Source organism: Sinomonas albida (genome assembly GCF_004919045.1).
Classification (GTDB): domain Bacteria; phylum Actinomycetota; class Actinomycetes; order Actinomycetales; family Micrococcaceae; genus Sinomonas; species Sinomonas albida.
On sequence record NZ_SWDW01000012.1, the window covers coordinates 19,390 to 34,944 of the forward strand.

19 protein-coding genes are annotated in these 15,555 nt (G+C 67.4%); 13 read left to right on the top strand and 6 right to left on the bottom strand.

The genetic code is table 11. The features are described 5' to 3' along the window. The first annotated feature begins 93 nt into the window (after window positions 1-93). The 4 genes from E6A26_RS12685 (at window position 94) to E6A26_RS12700 (ending at window position 4,413) form a co-directional block, all read left to right on the top strand. Window positions 94-1,176, top strand: coding sequence for a DUF6177 family protein (locus E6A26_RS12685; RefSeq protein WP_136611570.1), 1,083 nt, complete (start codon window positions 94-96; stop codon window positions 1,174-1,176). Further along, the gene (locus E6A26_RS17935) at window positions 1,133-1,552 is read left to right on the top strand and encodes a DUF6507 family protein (protein WP_234865452.1); all 420 of its coding nucleotides are present in this window, start codon (window positions 1,133-1,135) and stop codon (window positions 1,550-1,552) included. The genes E6A26_RS12685 and E6A26_RS17935 overlap by 44 nt, the downstream gene beginning before the upstream one ends. A gap of 71 nt (window positions 1,553-1,623) precedes the next feature. After that, a complete protein-coding gene (locus tag E6A26_RS12695) occupies window positions 1,624-3,633 on the top strand; it encodes a Tox-REase-5 domain-containing protein (RefSeq protein ID WP_136611572.1) in 2,010 nt (669 codons plus the stop codon). Between the two features lie 30 nt (window positions 3,634-3,663). After that, window positions 3,664-4,413 (top strand): hypothetical protein, encoded by a 750-nt coding sequence (locus tag E6A26_RS12700; RefSeq protein WP_136611573.1) that lies wholly within the window; start codon window positions 3,664-3,666, stop codon window positions 4,411-4,413. A gap of 215 nt (window positions 4,414-4,628) precedes the next feature. On the opposite strand, the gene E6A26_RS17645 is transcribed toward E6A26_RS12700, so the two are convergent. Next, complete coding sequence (locus tag E6A26_RS17645; RefSeq protein WP_168928746.1) at window positions 4,629-4,775, bottom strand: hypothetical protein; 147 nt, start codon at window positions 4,773-4,775, stop codon at window positions 4,629-4,631. 515 nt (window positions 4,776-5,290) lie between these two features. On the opposite strand from E6A26_RS17645, the gene E6A26_RS12705 reads away from it, so the two are divergent. After that, entirely contained in the window at window positions 5,291-6,025 is a 735-nt protein-coding gene (locus tag E6A26_RS12705) for a hypothetical protein (protein WP_136611574.1), read from the top strand. Between the two features lie 111 nt (window positions 6,026-6,136). Then, window positions 6,137-6,409 (top strand): hypothetical protein, encoded by a 273-nt coding sequence (locus E6A26_RS12710; protein ID WP_136611575.1) that lies wholly within the window; start codon window positions 6,137-6,139, stop codon window positions 6,407-6,409. A 146-nt stretch (window positions 6,410-6,555) separates the two neighbouring features. Here the strand turns inward: E6A26_RS12710 and E6A26_RS12715 are convergent, their stop codons facing one another. The 4 genes from E6A26_RS12715 to E6A26_RS12730 are packed head-to-tail and all read right to left on the bottom strand — an operon-like array spanning window position 6,556 to window position 8,708. Then, on the bottom strand, window positions 6,556-7,041 hold the full coding sequence (locus tag E6A26_RS12715) for a YbaK/EbsC family protein (protein WP_136611576.1): 486 nt from the start codon (window positions 7,039-7,041) through the stop codon (window positions 6,556-6,558). After that, window positions 7,038-7,952 (bottom strand): SURF1 family cytochrome oxidase biogenesis protein, encoded by a 915-nt coding sequence (locus tag E6A26_RS12720; protein WP_136611577.1) that lies wholly within the window; start codon window positions 7,950-7,952, stop codon window positions 7,038-7,040. Before E6A26_RS12720 ends, E6A26_RS12715 begins: the two co-directional genes overlap by 4 nt. Before the next feature lies 1 nt (window position 7,953). Continuing rightward, complete coding sequence (locus tag E6A26_RS12725) at window positions 7,954-8,184, bottom strand: hypothetical protein (protein ID WP_136611677.1); 231 nt, start codon at window positions 8,182-8,184, stop codon at window positions 7,954-7,956. Between the two features lie 11 nt (window positions 8,185-8,195). Continuing rightward, window positions 8,196-8,708, bottom strand: coding sequence for a DUF3099 domain-containing protein (locus tag E6A26_RS12730; RefSeq protein WP_136611678.1), 513 nt, complete (start codon window positions 8,706-8,708; stop codon window positions 8,196-8,198). Between the two features lie 192 nt (window positions 8,709-8,900). Here E6A26_RS12730 and E6A26_RS12735 point away from each other — a divergent pair, with 192 nt between their 5' ends. After that, window positions 8,901-9,626, top strand: a complete 726-nt coding sequence (locus E6A26_RS12735; RefSeq protein ID WP_136611578.1) for a beta-ketoacyl-ACP reductase — start codon at window positions 8,901-8,903, stop codon at window positions 9,624-9,626. 41 nt (window positions 9,627-9,667) lie between these two features. After that, window positions 9,668-10,435 (top strand): SDR family oxidoreductase, encoded by a 768-nt coding sequence (locus E6A26_RS12740; protein ID WP_136611579.1) that lies wholly within the window; start codon window positions 9,668-9,670, stop codon window positions 10,433-10,435. Window positions 10,436-10,637: 202 nt separating this feature from the next. Here the strand turns inward: E6A26_RS12740 and serB are convergent, their stop codons facing one another. Then, window positions 10,638-11,516 carry a phosphoserine phosphatase SerB gene (gene serB, locus E6A26_RS12745; protein WP_136611580.1) on the bottom strand — a complete coding sequence of 293 codons (879 nt, stop codon included), beginning with the start codon at window positions 11,514-11,516 and terminating at the stop codon, window positions 10,638-10,640. Between the two features lie 66 nt (window positions 11,517-11,582). Between serB and E6A26_RS12750 the strand changes: the two genes are divergently transcribed. From E6A26_RS12750 to E6A26_RS12770, 5 genes are all read left to right on the top strand, one after another. Beyond that, window positions 11,583-12,386: an ABC transporter ATP-binding protein gene (locus tag E6A26_RS12750; protein ID WP_136611581.1), complete on the top strand. Its 804-nt coding sequence runs from the start codon at window positions 11,583-11,585 to the stop codon at window positions 12,384-12,386. A gap of 2 nt (window positions 12,387-12,388) precedes the next feature. Then, window positions 12,389-13,186: a sulfite exporter TauE/SafE family protein gene (locus E6A26_RS12755; RefSeq protein WP_407695384.1), complete on the top strand. Its 798-nt coding sequence runs from the start codon at window positions 12,389-12,391 to the stop codon at window positions 13,184-13,186. Next, complete coding sequence (locus E6A26_RS12760; RefSeq protein ID WP_136611583.1) at window positions 13,183-13,989, top strand: TrmH family RNA methyltransferase; 807 nt, start codon at window positions 13,183-13,185, stop codon at window positions 13,987-13,989. Before E6A26_RS12755 ends, E6A26_RS12760 begins: the two co-directional genes overlap by 4 nt. Before the next feature lie 129 nt (window positions 13,990-14,118). Next, the gene (locus E6A26_RS12765; protein WP_136611584.1) at window positions 14,119-14,376 is read left to right on the top strand and encodes a type B 50S ribosomal protein L31; all 258 of its coding nucleotides are present in this window, start codon (window positions 14,119-14,121) and stop codon (window positions 14,374-14,376) included. Window positions 14,377-14,490: 114 nt separating this feature from the next. Then, complete coding sequence (locus tag E6A26_RS12770) at window positions 14,491-15,549, top strand: lipoate--protein ligase family protein (protein ID WP_136611585.1); 1,059 nt, start codon at window positions 14,491-14,493, stop codon at window positions 15,547-15,549. The last annotated feature ends 6 nt before the right edge of the window (window positions 15,550-15,555 follow it).

A 15,555-nucleotide genomic window follows, 5' to 3' on the forward strand; every position in this document is an offset into this window, starting at 1 on the left:
CATTTTTGACGGACGGTTGACAGTATTGTCATGACGCCCTGAGGCCGCCTAGCTTGGGTTTTGCACGCTTGTTGTGAAACATGCAGGGGGGTCATGGGCTTCGAGCATCCGCTGCTCGAGCGGTGTGTCGGGCGCTTCGCCTGCGCCCGCCTCGAGGGACGCGTCGTCTCGCTGAGTGAGCCGCTCGCGGATTTCATCGTCGGGGCCGTGAGAGTCGGTCTCGTGCCGGTCGTTGTGAGCGCCTCGAGCGCGCGCTGGACGTGGCTGGCTCGCTTTGTGCTTGAGGGTACGGGTGGGCTCCGGGTCGGCGCGATCGACGGTGGATTCGTGGACGGGCGGGACGGCACGCTGCACGAGGAGCTTGACGCGCTCTTGGGCGGGCAGGCCTCGGTCCGCGGCCACCCGCCTGGCTCGGCGGCGGCGGCGGACCTCGGCGCCTGCCAAGCGACGTTCTCGGTGAGCGTCCATTATCCGCCGGACGAGACGACGATCCTCGGCAAGCCTGCCGAACTCCTGTCACTGCATCTGGCCGGCGCGCCGCTCGCGGCGTGGGGACCTCACGAGCCGGCGACCCTTCAGTGGGACCCCATCGCGCTCACTGAGACCGCCCGCCGGCGGATGCCCGGCGACCTCCGCCTCGTCCTCGCGGGCCCGGGAGTTCACATGACGTCCCTCATCAAGCGGACTCGGACGGGCGTCGAGGAGACGGTGAGCGGCGTCGGGCTGCTCGGCCCGGCGTCGATGGATCTCGACACGGTCGGCGAGCAGGCCGCGAACAGCCTTGCCGCCGTCGCCCATGAGGTGCCCCTGCCCATCTTCGGTACGGTGACCGCGCAGCTCGGGGCTGCTGATCTCACGAGCACGCTCGCTCCGGCGCCGCCGTCCGTGCCCGTCGCGGCGCTCATCGGGCCGCGCGCCGTGCGCTCCATGGCGTGCGACGTCGATGGGCTGAGTCGCGATTTTGCCCTCCGTACGGCAGGGAAGCTTCGTGTGCCGTCGCTCGTCGCGAGCTTCGCCGGCGCCGAGCTTCCGCCGTGGGACGAGGCGCGAAGGCTTGCAGAAGCGCTCGGAAGCGAAGCAATCAGCCGGGCGTTCGCGCCTTCTCGTCGGGGAGGTTCGGGCAGCGCAGCTGATGGTTCCGGTGCCGATCTGGTGGAAAAGGTCGTCGCGAGGTGAGGGGGGAACGGTGGTGAATGGCTGGAGGCTCGCCCCGGCCGGGGTGGGGAGCGCCTTGGTCGCGGCGCAGGATTCGGTGGAGCAACTTCGGAGTGGACTCACTGACCTGTCTTCGGCGCCTGAGTCCTTGGCTGGCGGAGCCGGGGGAGACGGGGTGGTCGCTTCGGCCTTCGCCTCGTTTCTCGAGGAGCAGGCCGCGGGCCCGCTCGCGTCGATGATGGGGCGGTATTCCGCGGCCGTTACGGCGACGGCGTCGGCCGCTGAAGTCTACGTGGCGGGCGACGAGGAGATGGCCGCAAACTTTGTGCGCGATGCAGGGCAGGTGGCATCGACCGAGGACTCGCCTCAGTTCACTCGTCGGGGAACGGCGTGGTAGCGGGCGCAGCCCGAGCGGACGGGCTCATCGTCCCGGATCGGATCCCTGGGGAGGAACTGGATCCTGGTCGCGTGCGAACTGTCGCGGACGGCCTGGTTGCGTCGCGTCGCCGGATTGCGGCCGGGGCTGACGGGGTTGAGGCGGCTTGGGCCGGGCTCCCTGCAGTGTTCGAGTCACCGGAGGCGGCTATCGTGTACCGCGCGATGGAGCCTGCGAACCGGGCCGCTCGTGATTTCGCTGGGCGGCTCGATGCCGTGTCGCGCACGCTCGAGGAGTACGCGGACCGAATTCAGCCGATCAAGGCCGAGCTTGCGGCCGTTCGAGCCGACGCGGCGGCGTTCGTTGATGAGGTCGGCCCGGACGGGCTCGTATGGGTGAACGCGTCCGAGACCAAGCGCTACGAGTTTGATGCGCTGGCTACGGCTGGGATGGGCGCTTCCGGAATGGTCGACGGCGCCGCGATGGGCGCGCTGCTGTCGCCTCAGGATCCGGTGGACTACCTGATCTCGAAGGGGGAGACCGCCCGTTCAGGGCCTGACGGCCCGCAGATCCTCGCGCCGTGGCACGAATCGGGATCGTACGTGGACCGGAACAACCGCCTGCTCGACCGGGTCGCAGACGCCTACGCCAAGCTGAGCCAGGCCGAGGCGGACTGCGCCGACGAGATCAACCGACAGCGCACAGGCGGTAGTGCTCCGGTGGCCCGCGTGGAGGCGTGGGAGCTCAAGCAGTCTGGAGCTGAAGCGGTGGACCTGCCGTGGGGCCAGCGCGCGGACGAGGACCGCAACTGCGGGGAGAGCATGTGGTGGGGCGCGGGCAACGCCCTGAAGGAGACAAGCCAGGGGCTCGGTGGCCTCGCTGTGGGGTACGACCCGCAGCGGAACGAGTACTGGCGGGGCGACGCCTATGCCAGCGCGTGGAAGGGATTCGGTCTCGGGATCGGCTCCTTGGCGCTGTCCCTGAACCCGCTTGCGCCGATCCTAGGCTCGATGGGCGTGCCGGTGTTCAAGGAGGCCAACGAGAACGTCCAGGCCATGGCCAAGTCGCTCGTCGCATGGGACACCTGGGGAAAGAACCCTGGCGAGGCGCTGGGCATGGCGGCTGTCGGCATCGGCGGTTTCCTGGTCCCGGGGCCGGGTGAGGCGGCGGGAGCGCTCAAGGGCGCGGGCGTGGCCGCGAAGCTCGCCAAGGGGTCCAAGACCGCCGAGGAAGCAGCCCAAGGCGGGAAGGCGGCGGAGGATGCCGCTGCAAGCGCGGGCAAGACGGCCGGTCACGCCACCGAGTCGATCGAGCAACGCCTCGCCGATCGCGAGAAGACCGGTGCGGACGTGGCCGGGCAGAGCGGGCACGCGCGGGAGACACTCTCCGACTTGGGCACCCGCGAAACCCAACTCGATCTCGACGGCCTCAGCCAATCAGAACTTCCGGGCCACTCAGCGTCGGATACCCGTAGCGTAGATCTCGGTATCGCTGGCTCGGCAGACGGAGGCAACTCCTTTCCCCGCAGTGACTCCGAGGTACACCTCGGGCCAGGCGTTCATGCTTCGCCGGACGAAACGGGAAGGCTCCCGCGAGACCCATACGCCCCGGGCCTCCACCATCCAGGGGGTGACCCACCTCGAACACCGGCCTCAGGTGACTCTGATGGAAGCGCTGGAACATGGGAGTATATTAAGCGAAATTCTCCAGGTGAAGAATGGAAGGTCTACCAAGAACAGATCGCCGGCATTCGCCGGAACGCCCAAGGTTACGTTCCCGAGTATCTTGTCCCAAGGGAATTCGGAAAGCCAGTTCAGTTCGACGGTCACGTGTGGCGCGGGCGGCCACCACGCGAGATATTCCTTGAAGCTAAGGATGGGTATGGAATCATGGTCGATCCGGCGAAGCCAAGATTCTTCTTCACGAAGCATGGACAGGAATTTATTGAACAAGCCAGGAGCCAAGCCGAAGCAGTTCGGCGACTGTGTCCAGAGGCTAGGATCGAATGGCACTTTTCAAATCGGGACGTCGCGGATGCTGTGCGAGACGTCTTCTTAGATTCGGATATTTCCGTCGAAGTTTACTACACGCCGAAAGCGTAATGACTTGAAGAATAGAAGAAGGAACCAATCATGATTCCAGGAAAGATGTTATTGCGTGCAAAATGGGGAGGGCGAGGTGAAAGCCTTGAATCGATTGTGGACCGGATATGGGAGTTGCTAGGCTATCTGGAGTCGTTGGGGGGGAGAATTGGTCAGCCGATGTGGTCGGCGGAGCCCGTCTTGGTGACCGGCGATCGGGTCGAGCTTGAGAAGATAGTTCTAGCCCGGTACGAGAAGGACGATGCGACCGGACAACCAATTTGGGCCGCCGGAACTCACGTATCGCTCTTGCAGGAGCCATACAGCACGGAGAGGCCCGCAGCTGTGGATTTAACTTCCACCCTTGGCGCCGAGGCCGGGATTCAAGGTCTTGCCGTCAACTCGGCGTTGGTAACTTTCGGGGGACTCGGCCCGCAGCGGAACGAGGAGCGATTCCCGATAGAGGCCGAGGTGCTGCCTCGTGCGGTAGAGCTCGTGAAAAAGTTCGTCCGTGTTTGGGAGCCCGATGCCGCCTCTCTGGATTGCACTGACCTTCTTCGTGCGCAAAAAGTTCAGGGAATCACATATCCGACGATCGGGTTCGTGACCTGGCTCGCAGACAATGTCGTGGCCGGCGACTTGTCTCGAGTTCAAGTGGCGCACCTCGAACGTTTCGCGAACGGCACGCTCCTGAGCGTCGATCTTACCGGCGACCGACTCCTCGAAGATGGTCTTGCGCTCGTGGATCAGGTCTTCAAGGCTGGACTTATGCGTCCTATCCCGGCTATGCAGGGTGAATGACACGGCGGCGCTCTAGTGACGATCCCAAGTTTATTTCTGCTGCGAGCCGGCTGGGGCACCCGCGAGGAATCGGCGGCGGAATTGACTCACCGCATCTCGTCTCTTCTCGCAGTCTTTTCTTCGGCCCGCGGGTCACTCGCGAATAGATTCTGGTCTACCGAGCTTCAGCCAGTGACAGGAGATCGGCGGGTTCTGGACCATCTGGTCGATCAGGGCTATGAGCGGAATGTGGAGACCGGGCGGCCCGTGAGGAACTCCGCCGCGTACGTCCCAGAGACAGGCCACAGGCCCATGGCCTCGAGCCCTGCCGCCCGGATCTTCGGGTGCGAGTGCATCTTCGAGTCCGCATTGAACCACGGCATCAGCGCGACGCCCCTTTCTCGCGCTGTGCGCGGATGATGTTGCCCACGGCCTGCTCGCCGGTCGGGTCACGATAGGTCAAAAAGGGTGCGGCCCGCCGCTCCTGGGAGTAGCGGGCCGCCTTGTGATGGCCGCATCTGCGCCCCGTTTCGGCAGGCGATGAGACCCGTTTGGAGATCCATTTGGAGCGGAAATATCAGGCGCGTCTTGCCGCCAATGGTTTGCCCGCCATAGTTGCCGGTTTTATTCTCGGAGGTTTGCCGGATCAGTTCTTGGACACCTACGGGCTGGGGTCGCTCCTTATGGCCGCAGGGGTCGTGCTGCTCTGCTATTTCGGTTGGAAGACCATCTCGACGGGTCGGCGGAACCCTTGATCCTCATCCCAGCCGATCGCGGGCCATCGGCTAGCGCGGGCGGGCACGTGTCGCCAGCGTGAGCCGGACGTGTCTTTCAACGGTCTCCTTTCGGGGCGTAAGCTTTCGCTGCCGTCTGAGGCGGCAAGAGATTGGGGGTGTCCGTGAACCGTGACCTGCTCAAGGGACCGTCTGCGTACGTGCTTCTGGGGGCCGCAGTCAGGATGGCTTTCGTCACAGGCGGGTGGTACCTGTTCCTTCTCCTTCTGATGTGGCTAAAGGTCCCGGGCTCGTGGTTCACGACGACACTCGTCCTGATGGGGTTTCTGCCGCTTTCTTCGCACACCGTGTCTTATGCCTGGTCTTCGGCCAAGGAGCGCGCAGAAAAGCGGGCCGGCTACACGACCTTTCCCTTTAGATACAAGGAGCTCGAACAGCGAGACCCATATCTTGGGGCGGTCATTCGGGCGGCCGGGGAAGACTATCTGGATGGATCCGAATTTAGTGCTCTCGTTCAGCGGTCGCGGGCGCTGGCACGCATGATCCAACCGACGGGCTCGATGCTGACACCACCGACGGCCGCCTTTCCAAAGGGACTACGTTCGACCCGAGTGGATTCGGCGCGGAAACCCTACCGTGGGCCAGCTCTGTGGATCGTCCTCTTCTTGGGCGCCGTCCTCATCTCTGCGTGGGGCGGGGAACAGCTCACACCCACAGGCACCGACTGGTACTCGACCGACGGAATGGGGTGGAATCCCGCCATCATCCTCATCATGTGGATCACCGGCCAAGTGCCCGTATCCCGCGGAACCATCGCGATACTCTCCGTGCTGCTCGCAGCGCTCGTCATCGCCTACTACCTCACGAGAAGAAGACGAACTCACAGCGGGGAACGCTGACGATGTATGGGTCTTTTAAGACTCTCCTTTCGGGCGTGGTCTGGCGCGGTTGGGGATATTTGGGGGCGCCATGAGTAGACCGGGAGGTCAAGCACCAAAGCGCAGCATTATGTGTCGCAGGTCCTCCTCTCCCGTTTTTTGGGAACGGACGAGAGGGCGAGGACGGGAATCGCCCAGTCCGACATCGCGAAAAACACGGTGCTCGACCCTAAGCCGCCGAGATCTGTGGCATTTGACTTCGATTTTGTTAGGCACGAAGCCAAGCGCATGGAGGACCTCTGGAACACGGTCGAGAACCCGATGCGTACGGTCTACGAGATCCTGGCAGATGGGAGACCCGAAGATCTCGACTCTCACCGTATTTTGGTGGAGGACTCGACCTAAGCTCGGCCCCTTCCCTCGTCGACAGCATGGCCGACGAAGCTGGTGGCCGGGAATGAAAAGATCGCGCGGCACCTCGCGCACAGTGGCAACGCGCACAGTGGCAAAAAGAACGCATCCGCCCCTGCCGTCCGGCGGGTTCAGATGCCTTAACGCACCTCGAGCGGCTCCGCGCCGGTGACACGTGCCAGATCGGGGTAGCTGATCGAGAGCATCGACTGGTGGTCGCCGGCCCCCGCCCAAAGCAGGGGATACCCGCTCAGGTGCACGTCGATGAGAGTCCGCAGGCGCTCCGGATGCCCCACGGGGGCCACGCCGCCCACGCGCTGACCGGTGTGTTCGAGCACGAACTCGGGGGTCGCGCGCTTGATCTTCCCGGAACCGAGCTGCCGCGCCACGAGCTTCGTGTCGACGCGGGCCGCGCCACTCGCAAGGATGAGCAGCGGGGCGCCGTCGAGCTCGAACACGAGGCTGTTCGCGATCGCGCCGACCTCGCACCCCAGGACCTCGGCCGCCGCGACCGCGGTGGGGACGTCGTCGTCGAACGTTGTCACGGTGTCCGGCAACCCGGAGGCGAGCAGGGCGCGGCGCACACGGTCGACGGCGGGGCGGTCGCCGTCGTTCGTGCCAGTCACCGGAAGCCCTGGGCGTCGAGGATGGCGTCCTCTTCTTCTTCCGCGGTGGGCCGCTTGCGCTTCTTCGGGGTGAAGCGGGCGGCGCGGGCCGCGGCGGCGTCGGCCGCCTGCTGGGCTTCGGCGTGATCCTCGCCCTGGGCGCGCGCCGTCTCGGCTGCTTCTGCGGCATCCGCGGCCGCGTCGATGGCGCGGTTTCGGGCCTGCTGACGCGCGGCGTAGCCGAAACCGATGAACATGAGCACGCCGAACGCGAGCCACTGCAGCGCGTAGGAAAGATGAGTCCCGTCATCCGGCTGCGGCTTCGGCAGCGCGGTTGGCGTGGTTGCCGCGGCAGGTGTCTCGCTCGCCATCAGTCCGTACGAACCCGTGAGGATCGGGTACTGGACCTGCCCCGCGTACGTCGCGAGGTCGATCGACGCGAGCTGGCCGGCGGGAGCCCCCCGATCGAGGTTGGGTTCGCTCGGGCGCAGACGGACGACGACGGTCACCTCGCCCGAGGGCGGGGCCGGGACCGAGTCGGGCCGGCCCTGTTCTTGGTTGCCGATCGGGAGCCACCCGCGGTCAACGATCACCGTCTGGCCCGAATCGAGCCGGAGCGGGACCACGACCTCGTAGCCGGGCTGGCCGTTGAGGGGGCGGTTCCGGACCACGCGAGTGTCCGCCACGTCATACGTGCCGTGGAGGCTCACCTGCTCCCACTCGTGGTCGCTCGCGAGGTGCGTGAACTGGTCGGAGGCCTGCGCGAACGGCACGGGGGCCGCATCGTAGTTCCGATTCACCAAGTTGATGACGGCCTGGGCCTCGTCAAGCCGAGAGATCTGCCAGCGGCTCAGAAGGACGCACGCGACCGCGAACAGGATGGCGAGGCCAAGATAGGTGAGCCAGCGGCGCGAGAAGAGAAAGCGGTACACGTCAGCGGCCCTCGCTCGCTGCAGGCTGGCCGTGCGGCACGGTGTCACGCCACAGCGAGCGCGTCTTCAGGTAGTCCTCGAGCCAGTCGCGGTGCTCGTCGCACGCGAGCCAGACCTTGCGCCGTTCCGGCGTGTGGATCTTGGGGTTGTTCCACAGGAGCTCCCACGCGGCGGCGGCACTGCAGCCCTTCCGCGAGCACACCGCCTCCTCGGGCCCTTCCCCGGGCAGCATTCCCAACAGACTCACGCGCTCCTCTTCTCGTTGCCCGGCTCCTGGCCGGAGGCCCGCCCGCGGCCATCACGAGTGTCGTCCTCGGGCGAGGTGGGTCCTGCCTCGCCGGAGCGGTCCGCCGGAGCCGAATCGGCGCCGTCGTCCTCGTTCTCCACGACCTCGCCGGGCAGGACGTCGTCGTCGCCGGGCCCCGCGAGGCCGCCTTCGAGCTCAGCGAGCGGAGGGTTGTCGAGGAGCGAATCGCTCGAAGAGTCTGCGCGATCGCCCGCGTTCGCGATCACCACCGCGACCCATGGAAGGAACACGGCACCGATCGCGGCAATCAGCTTGAACCACCCGTCGACCACGAAGAGCAGCACAATGCACACCATGCGGATGCCCATCGCGGTCGCGTAGCGGACCATGCGCTTGTGCATGTCCTCGCTGTGGCCGGGGGCAGCCGTCGTGATGCTGTGGATCTCGGGGTCGTCGGAGGACCGGTCTTCCTCCGGCACCCAGTCGGCCCCGCTCGTCAGTCTTTCCATCACACTCCCAGTCGATCCATTGTCCCACCGGCGTCCCCAGCCGGGCCAATCCGGCGGGCCTCTCGGCGTGCTTGACGCGCGGTAGGCGGCGGCCCGCGGCGCCGACGGCTAGGATGCTCGACAGACAACGGCAGTCGGACGCGGTGCCCGCGTTCCGAGCGAGTCGGCCTGACTACGACCCCAAGGAGCACCGTGAGCACGGAAGCCCACACCCCGCGCAGCGTTCTCATCACCGGAGGCAACCGCGGGATCGGCCTCGCGATCGCGAAGGAGTTCGCGGCCAACGGAGACAAAGTAGCGGTCACGTATCGCTCCGAGACGGCGCTGCCCGAGGGCATCCTCGGCGTCCAGGCCGACGTGACGGATGAGGCGTCGATCGACCGGGCGTTCAAGGAGGTCGAGGCGGCACACGGTCCGGTCGAGGTCCTCGTGGCCAACGCCGGCATCACCAAGGACACGCTGCTTCTGCGCATGAGCGAGGACGACTTCACGTCCGTTCTCGACACGAACCTCACGGGTGCGTTCCGCGTCGTGAAGCGCGCGTCCAAGGGCATGATCCGCCTGCGCAAGGGCCGCGTGGTGCTCATCTCCTCGGTGTCGGGGCTGTATGGCGCGCCGGGGCAGATCAACTACTCCGCGTCGAAGGCCGGCCTGGTGGGCCTCGCGCGCTCGCTCACCCGCGAGCTCGGCTCGCGCGGCATCACGGCGAACGTGGTCGCGCCGGGCTTCATCAAGACGGACATGACGGCTGAGCTGCCCGAGGACACCCAGAAGGACTACCTCTCGCGCGTCCCCGCCGGCCGGTTCGCCGAGCCGGAGGAGGTGGCCGAGGTGGTCCGCTGGATCGCGAGCGACGAGGCGGCCTACATCTCCGGCGCGGTCATCCCGGTCGACGGCGGCCTCGGCATGGGCCACTGAGCCCAACGAACTTCTTCAGCGATGGAAGGGAAAAACCTCACATGACAGAGCAGGGAACGGCACAGGGCGGTCCGCTCGCCGGCAAGACGGCGATCGTCACGGGCTCGTCGCGCGGCATCGGCGCGTCGACGGCGAAGATCCTCGCGGGGGAGGGCGCCGCCGTCGTCATCAACTACCGGCAGAAGGCGCCGCGCGCCAACAAGGTCGTCGCGGAGATCGAGGCCGCGGGCGGCCGAGCGGTCGCCGTGGGCGGCGACCTCACGAACGCGGACGACGTCGCTGCCCTCGCCCAGGCGGCGCTCGACAACTTCGGCTCGCTCGACGTCCTGGTCCTGAACGCGTCCGGCGGCATGGAGTCCGGGCTCGGCGAGGACTACGCGCTGCGGCTCAACCGTGACGCCCAGGTCAGCATGCTCAAGACTGCGGCCGAGCGCATGAAGCCGGGCGCGCGCGTGGTGTTCGTCACGAGCCACCAGGCCCACTTCATCGACTCGACGCCGACGATGGACGCCTACGAGCCGGTGGCTCGGTCCAAGCGGGCAGGCGAGGTCGCGCTCCGCGAGCTCATCCCGTGGCTCGAGGAGAAGGGGATCACGTTCGTGGTCGTCTCCGGCGACATGATCGAGGGCACCATCACCGCGACGCTCCTCGAGCGCGCGGCGCCGGGTGCGATCGAGTCGCGCCGCGAGGCCGCGGGGAAGCTGTACTCCGTCGACGAGTTCGCGGCCGAGGTCGCGAAGATGGTCACAGCCGAGGTGCCCACGGGCCACACCGAGCTGGTGGGCGGCGCCGAGCACTTCCAGGGCTGACCAGCGACCCCACAAGCTAAGGGACGGGACCCCGCAACATCGTGTGTTGTGGGGTCCCGTCCCGACTGGGGCCACGCCGGCGAGGGCCCCGGCCTGAGCTTGCGAAGGCTGGGAGCCGGTGGGGATTGTGGGGTCCCGTCCCGACCGTTGTGGGGTCCCGTCCCAACTGGGAGCCGGTGGGGATTGTGGGTCCCGTCCGTCGTCAGACTGCGGCGAAGTGCCGGACGACGTCGAGGTACGGGAGGTCGACGGCGGCATCGGCCGCGGCGCGCACGGCCGGCTTCGCATGGAACGCGACGCCCAGCCCGGCCGCCCCCAGCATGTCGAGATCGTTCGCGCCGTCGCCCACGGCAATGCAGGCCTCGAGCGGCACGCCGCGTTCGGCCGACCACGCGCGCAGGCTGTGCTCCTTCACGGCGCGATCCACGACTTCGCCGATCACCCGCCCGGTCAACGCGCCGTCGACGATTTCGAGCTCGTTGGCGCGCCAGTAGTCGAGGCCCAGTCCCTCGGCGAGCGGGGCGAGGATCTGGTTGAATCCTCCCGAGACGACGGCGACCGCATGCCCGGCGGCGTGGAAGGCCGCCACAAGCTCCTCGGCCCCGGGGGTCAAGAGCACAGCCTCGCGGACCCGATCGATGACGTCGGCCGGGAGGCCCGCGAGAGTCCGGACCCGGGCATGGAGGCTCTGTGCGAAGTCGAGCTCGCCGCGCATCGCCGCCTCGGTGACCGCGGCAACCTCGGCGCGCTTCCCGGCGTGCTCCGCGAGGAGTTCGATCACTTCCTGCTGGATGAGCGTGGAGTCCACGTCCATGATGAGGAACTTCCGCTCTGCCTCGCGCACACTTGCCGGCACCAGCGCGGCGTCCGCCTCGGCGAGGCCCGCGAGGGCCGTCCGCGCGTCGCCCAGACGCGCCGGATCAAGTTCGACGACGGCGGTCAAGACTTCGTACCGCGCGTCGCCCGCCGCCTCGAAAGGCCCGACGGTGGCGCCCACCGGGGCGAGCAGGGCCGCCGCCGCCGCGCCGACGGCGGGAGACAGCGCGCGGGCAGAGAGAACGAGGGCGAAGCGGGAAGGCATAGCCGCGATTCTACCGAGGCGGCATGCGGTTCGCCGACGGCGGAAGTCTGGAATAGGGTCTTCACCATGACCAATGTTCTCCAGCTGTCTGGCGTCAGCGTGGTGCGCGGCACCAAGACGCTGCTCGACGGCGTCGATTGGCAGGTGCGCGAGGGGGAGCGCTGGGTTGTCCTCGGTCCCAACGGCGCAGGCAAGACGACCCTCCTCCAGCTCGCGGCGGCCCGGATGCACCCGACGAAGGGCACGGTGGGCGTCCTCGATGAGACGCTCGGCAAGGTCGACGTCTTCGAGCTGCGCCCGCGCATCGGACTCGCGTCCGCCGCCCTCGCGAACCAGATCCCGGAGCACGAGAAGGTGCTCAACGTCGTCGTCACGGCTGCCTACGGCGTGACGGGCCGCTGGCGCGAGCTGTATGAGAGGGACGACGAGCGGCGGGCGTTCCGCCTCCTCAACGAGTGGGGCATGGGCCCGCTCCTCGGCCGCGTCTTCTCGACGCTCAGCGAGGGCGAGCGGAAGCGCGTGCAGATCGCCCGCGCCCTCATGACCGACCCCGAGCTGCTTCTCCTGGATGAGCCCGGCGCGGGCCTCGACCTCGGCGGCCGCGAGGAGCTCGTGTACAAGCTGAGCGAGCTGGCGCAGGACGATGTCGCCCCGGCCCTCGTGCTCGTCACCCACCACCTCGAGGAGGTCCCCCCGGGCTTCACGCACGCGCTCCTGCTGCGCGACGGCAAGGTGGTGGCGCAGGGCGAGATCACGAGCGTGCTGACCGAGGAGCACCTGAGCGAGACGTTCGGACTGCCGCTTGACGTCACGGCAAACGGGGGCCGCTACACGGCAGTGCGCCGCACCCCCGCGGCCGCCGCCGTCTGATGCTGGAGTTCTGGCGCGATCTCCTGATCTTCATCGGCGGCCTCTGGGCCGGGACGATCAACACGATCGTGGGCTCCGGATCGCTCGTGACGTTCCCGATCCTCGTCTCGCTCGGGTTCCCGCCGGTCAACTCGATCATCTCCAATGCCATGGGTCTCGTGGCCGGCGGCGTCTCGGGCGCGTGGGGCTATCGGCGCGAGGCTGCGAGCGCGCGGCGCACGCTGTTCCGGCTCCTGCCCGTCTCGTTCTTCGGGGGCCTGCTCGGGGCATACCTGCTCCTGCATCTTCCGGAGAGCGTGTTCGGCTACGTCGCCCCGGTGCTGATCGTCGTGGCGATCCTCCTCGTGATCTTCCAGCCCCGGCTCTCGGCCTGGGCGAAGAGGCGCCAGGCGCTCACGCACGTGACCCCGGAGCAGGCGGATCATCAGAAGCTCCCGCTCATCCTCTACGTCCTCACGTTCCTGATCGGCGTCTACGGCGGCTACTTCACGGCGGCGCAGGGTGTCCTCCTCATGGGGGTCCTGGGCATCTTCTTCCATGGGACGCTCCAGCAGTCCAATGCGATCAAGGTCATCCTGAGTCTCGTCGTGAACCTCATTGCCGCGGTCTCCTACCTGTTCCTCGCTTTCGACCGGATCAACTGGCTTGTCGTGCTGCTGATCGCCGTCGGCTCTCTGTTGGGCGGCTTCCTCGGGGCCGGTATCGGGCGCCGGATGTCGCCGACGGTGCTGCGCGTCGTCATCGTGATCCTCGGCGTGATCGCGCTCGTCAACATGATCGGGAAGCTCGTGGCAGCTTGAGCGTGGTCCGGATCGACGGCGCCGACGATCCGCGGGTGGCCGACTACACCCACCTCACCGACGTGCACCTCCGCAAGGTCCGCGAACCAGCGGAAGGCCTGTACATCGCAGAGTCCTCGCGGGTCCTGCGGCGCGCCCTGGCCGCCGGACACCGCCCGCGTTCCTTCTTCCTCGCCGACAAGTGGCTTGAAGGGCTCGGCGACGTCCTCTCGGCTCACCCGGACGTGCCCGCGTTCGTGGGGCCGCCCGAGCTCCTCGAGGAGATCACGGGCTTCCACCTGCACCGAGGCGCGATGGCGGCCATGCACCGGCCCGCGCCGGTGCCCGTCGAGGCGCTGCTCGCCGACGCCCGCCGCGTGGCGGTGCTCGAGGACATCACCGACCATACGAACGTCGGCGCGATCTTCCGCTCCGCAGCGGCCCTCGGCGTTGACGCCGTGCTCGTCACGCCCCGCTGCGGGGATCCGCTGTACCGGCGAAGCATCCGCGTGAGCATGGGGACCGTCTTCCAAGTTCCGTGGGCCCGGCTCGACGCGTGGCCCTCGGGCGTCGACACCCTGCGCGATCTCGGCTTTACGGTCGCCGCCATGGAGCTGACCGAGGACGCCGTGGACCTCGACGTGCTCGCGGCCAGAGGCATCGAGCGGCTCGCGCTCGTGCTCGGCACCGAAGGCGCGGGAATCCTGCCCGAGACGCTCGACGCCGTCGACCTCGCCGTGAAGATCCCTATGCGCCCCGGAGTCGACTCGCTCAACGTCGCCGCGGCAAGCGCCGTCGCGTTCTGGGAGCTGCGGGCGCGCTAGGCGCGACGCCGAGCGGGACGCGGCAGGAGGCCCCGCCGTCGTGCTAGGATTTAAAGCTGGCCCTCCAATCGGGAGGGCGTTCACACCTGGCCTCTGGCAAAATCCAGGGGCGTAAGCAAAGGGCCCATTGTGAAGTCTGACATCCACCCGAAGTACGCACCGGTCGTCTTCAACGACCTCGCTTCCGGCGCCAAGTTCCTGACGCGCTCGACCGTCTCCTCGGACAAGACCATCGAGTGGGAGGACGGCAACGTCTACCCGGTCATCGACGTCGAAATCTCCTCGGAGTCGCACCCGTTCTACACGGGCAAGCAGCGCATCATGGACTCGGCCGGCCGCGTCGAGCGCTTCAACGCGCGCTTCAAGAGCTTCGGCAAGAAGGCCTGACGCCTCCTGCCGCCAAGCGAAGGCGCCGTCCCCGGTGGGGGAGGGCGCCTTCGCCTTTTCTCCCCCCGGCTGTCGCGCGCGAGAGCGTACGACGGCGGGACTAGGCTGGGTGCCGTGGCTGAACATCACGGCGAATACAAGGTGCCCGGCGGCAAGCTCGTGGTCGCGGACCTCGCCACGGAGCGTGGAGCAATCACGTGGGCGAGCATCAACGGCGACTTCTTCCTGGAGCCGGACGAGGCCCTCGCCGACCTCAACGCGGCGCTCGTCGGACTCTCGACCGACTCGCCGAACGCGACGATCAGTGCGGCGATCGCCGAGTCTGCCGGTCCCGGGACGGTCATGTTCGGCTTCGATCCGGAATCCATCGCCGTAGCGGTGCGCCGGGCCCTCGGCCACGCGACGTCGTGGGCCGACCACGAGTGGGAGATCATTCCGCCGAGGCCGCTGCACATCACCGAGCAGGTCGCGCTCGACGAGATCCTCACCCGCGAGGTCGGGGCGGGCGTCCGTAACCCGACGCTGCGGCTGTGGGACTGGGACGAGCCGTCCGTGGTGATCGGGACGTTCCAGTCCTACCGGAACGAGGTCGATCCAGACGGCGTCGCGCGCCACGGAATCACGGTGGTGCGTCGTGTGAGCGGCGGCGGGGCCATGTTCATGGAGGCCGGCAACTGCATCACCTACTCGCTCTACCTCCCGACGTCGCTCGTGGACGGACTCTCGTTCGCGGATTCGTATCCGTTCCTCGACGCGTGGGTCATGGAGGCGCTCGGATCGGTGGGCGTGAAGGCGTTCTACAAGCCGCTCAACGACATTGCCACGGAGGCAGGAAAGATCGGGGGAGCGGCGCAGAAGCGGTTCGGCAACGGTGCGATGCTCCATCACGTGACGATGAGCTACGACATCGACGCCACCAAGATGACCGAGGTGCTCCGGATCGGGCGGGAGAAGATCTCCGACAAGGGCATCTCGAGCGCCCAGAAGCGCGTCGATCCTCTCAAGCGCCAGACGGGGCTCTCCCGCTCGGCCATCATCGAGGAGATGATGGCCACGTTCGCGCGGCGGTACGGCGCGCGGCGCGTCGAACTGTCCGACGCCTCGCTCGGAGCCGCGCGCGAACTCGCCGCCACGAAGTTCGCCACGCCTGCGTGGCTTCACCGCGTGCCGTAGTCCCGG

Coding starts and splice junctions, on each gene's coding strand:
- E6A26_RS12700 (WP_136611573.1), top strand. CDS start 3,664: ATGATTCCAGGAAAGATGTTATTGCGTGCAAAATGGGGAGGGCGAGGT.
- E6A26_RS12685 (WP_136611570.1), top strand. CDS start 94: ATGGGCTTCGAGCATCCGCTGCTCGAGCGGTGTGTCGGGCGCTTCGCC.
- E6A26_RS12750 (WP_136611581.1), top strand. CDS start 11,583: ATGACCAATGTTCTCCAGCTGTCTGGCGTCAGCGTGGTGCGCGGCACC.
- E6A26_RS12725 (WP_136611677.1), bottom strand. CDS start 8,184: ATGCTGCCCGGGGAAGGGCCCGAGGAGGCGGTGTGCTCGCGGAAGGGC.
- E6A26_RS12740 (WP_136611579.1), top strand. CDS start 9,668: ATGACAGAGCAGGGAACGGCACAGGGCGGTCCGCTCGCCGGCAAGACG.
- E6A26_RS17935 (WP_234865452.1), top strand. CDS start 1,133: ATGGTTCCGGTGCCGATCTGGTGGAAAAGGTCGTCGCGAGGTGAGGGG.
- E6A26_RS12730 (WP_136611678.1), bottom strand. CDS start 8,708: ATGGAAAGACTGACGAGCGGGGCCGACTGGGTGCCGGAGGAAGACCGG.
- E6A26_RS17645 (WP_168928746.1), bottom strand. CDS start 4,775: ATGCCGTGGTTCAATGCGGACTCGAAGATGCACTCGCACCCGAAGATC.
- serB (WP_136611580.1), bottom strand. CDS start 11,516: ATGCCTTCCCGCTTCGCCCTCGTTCTCTCTGCCCGCGCGCTGTCTCCC.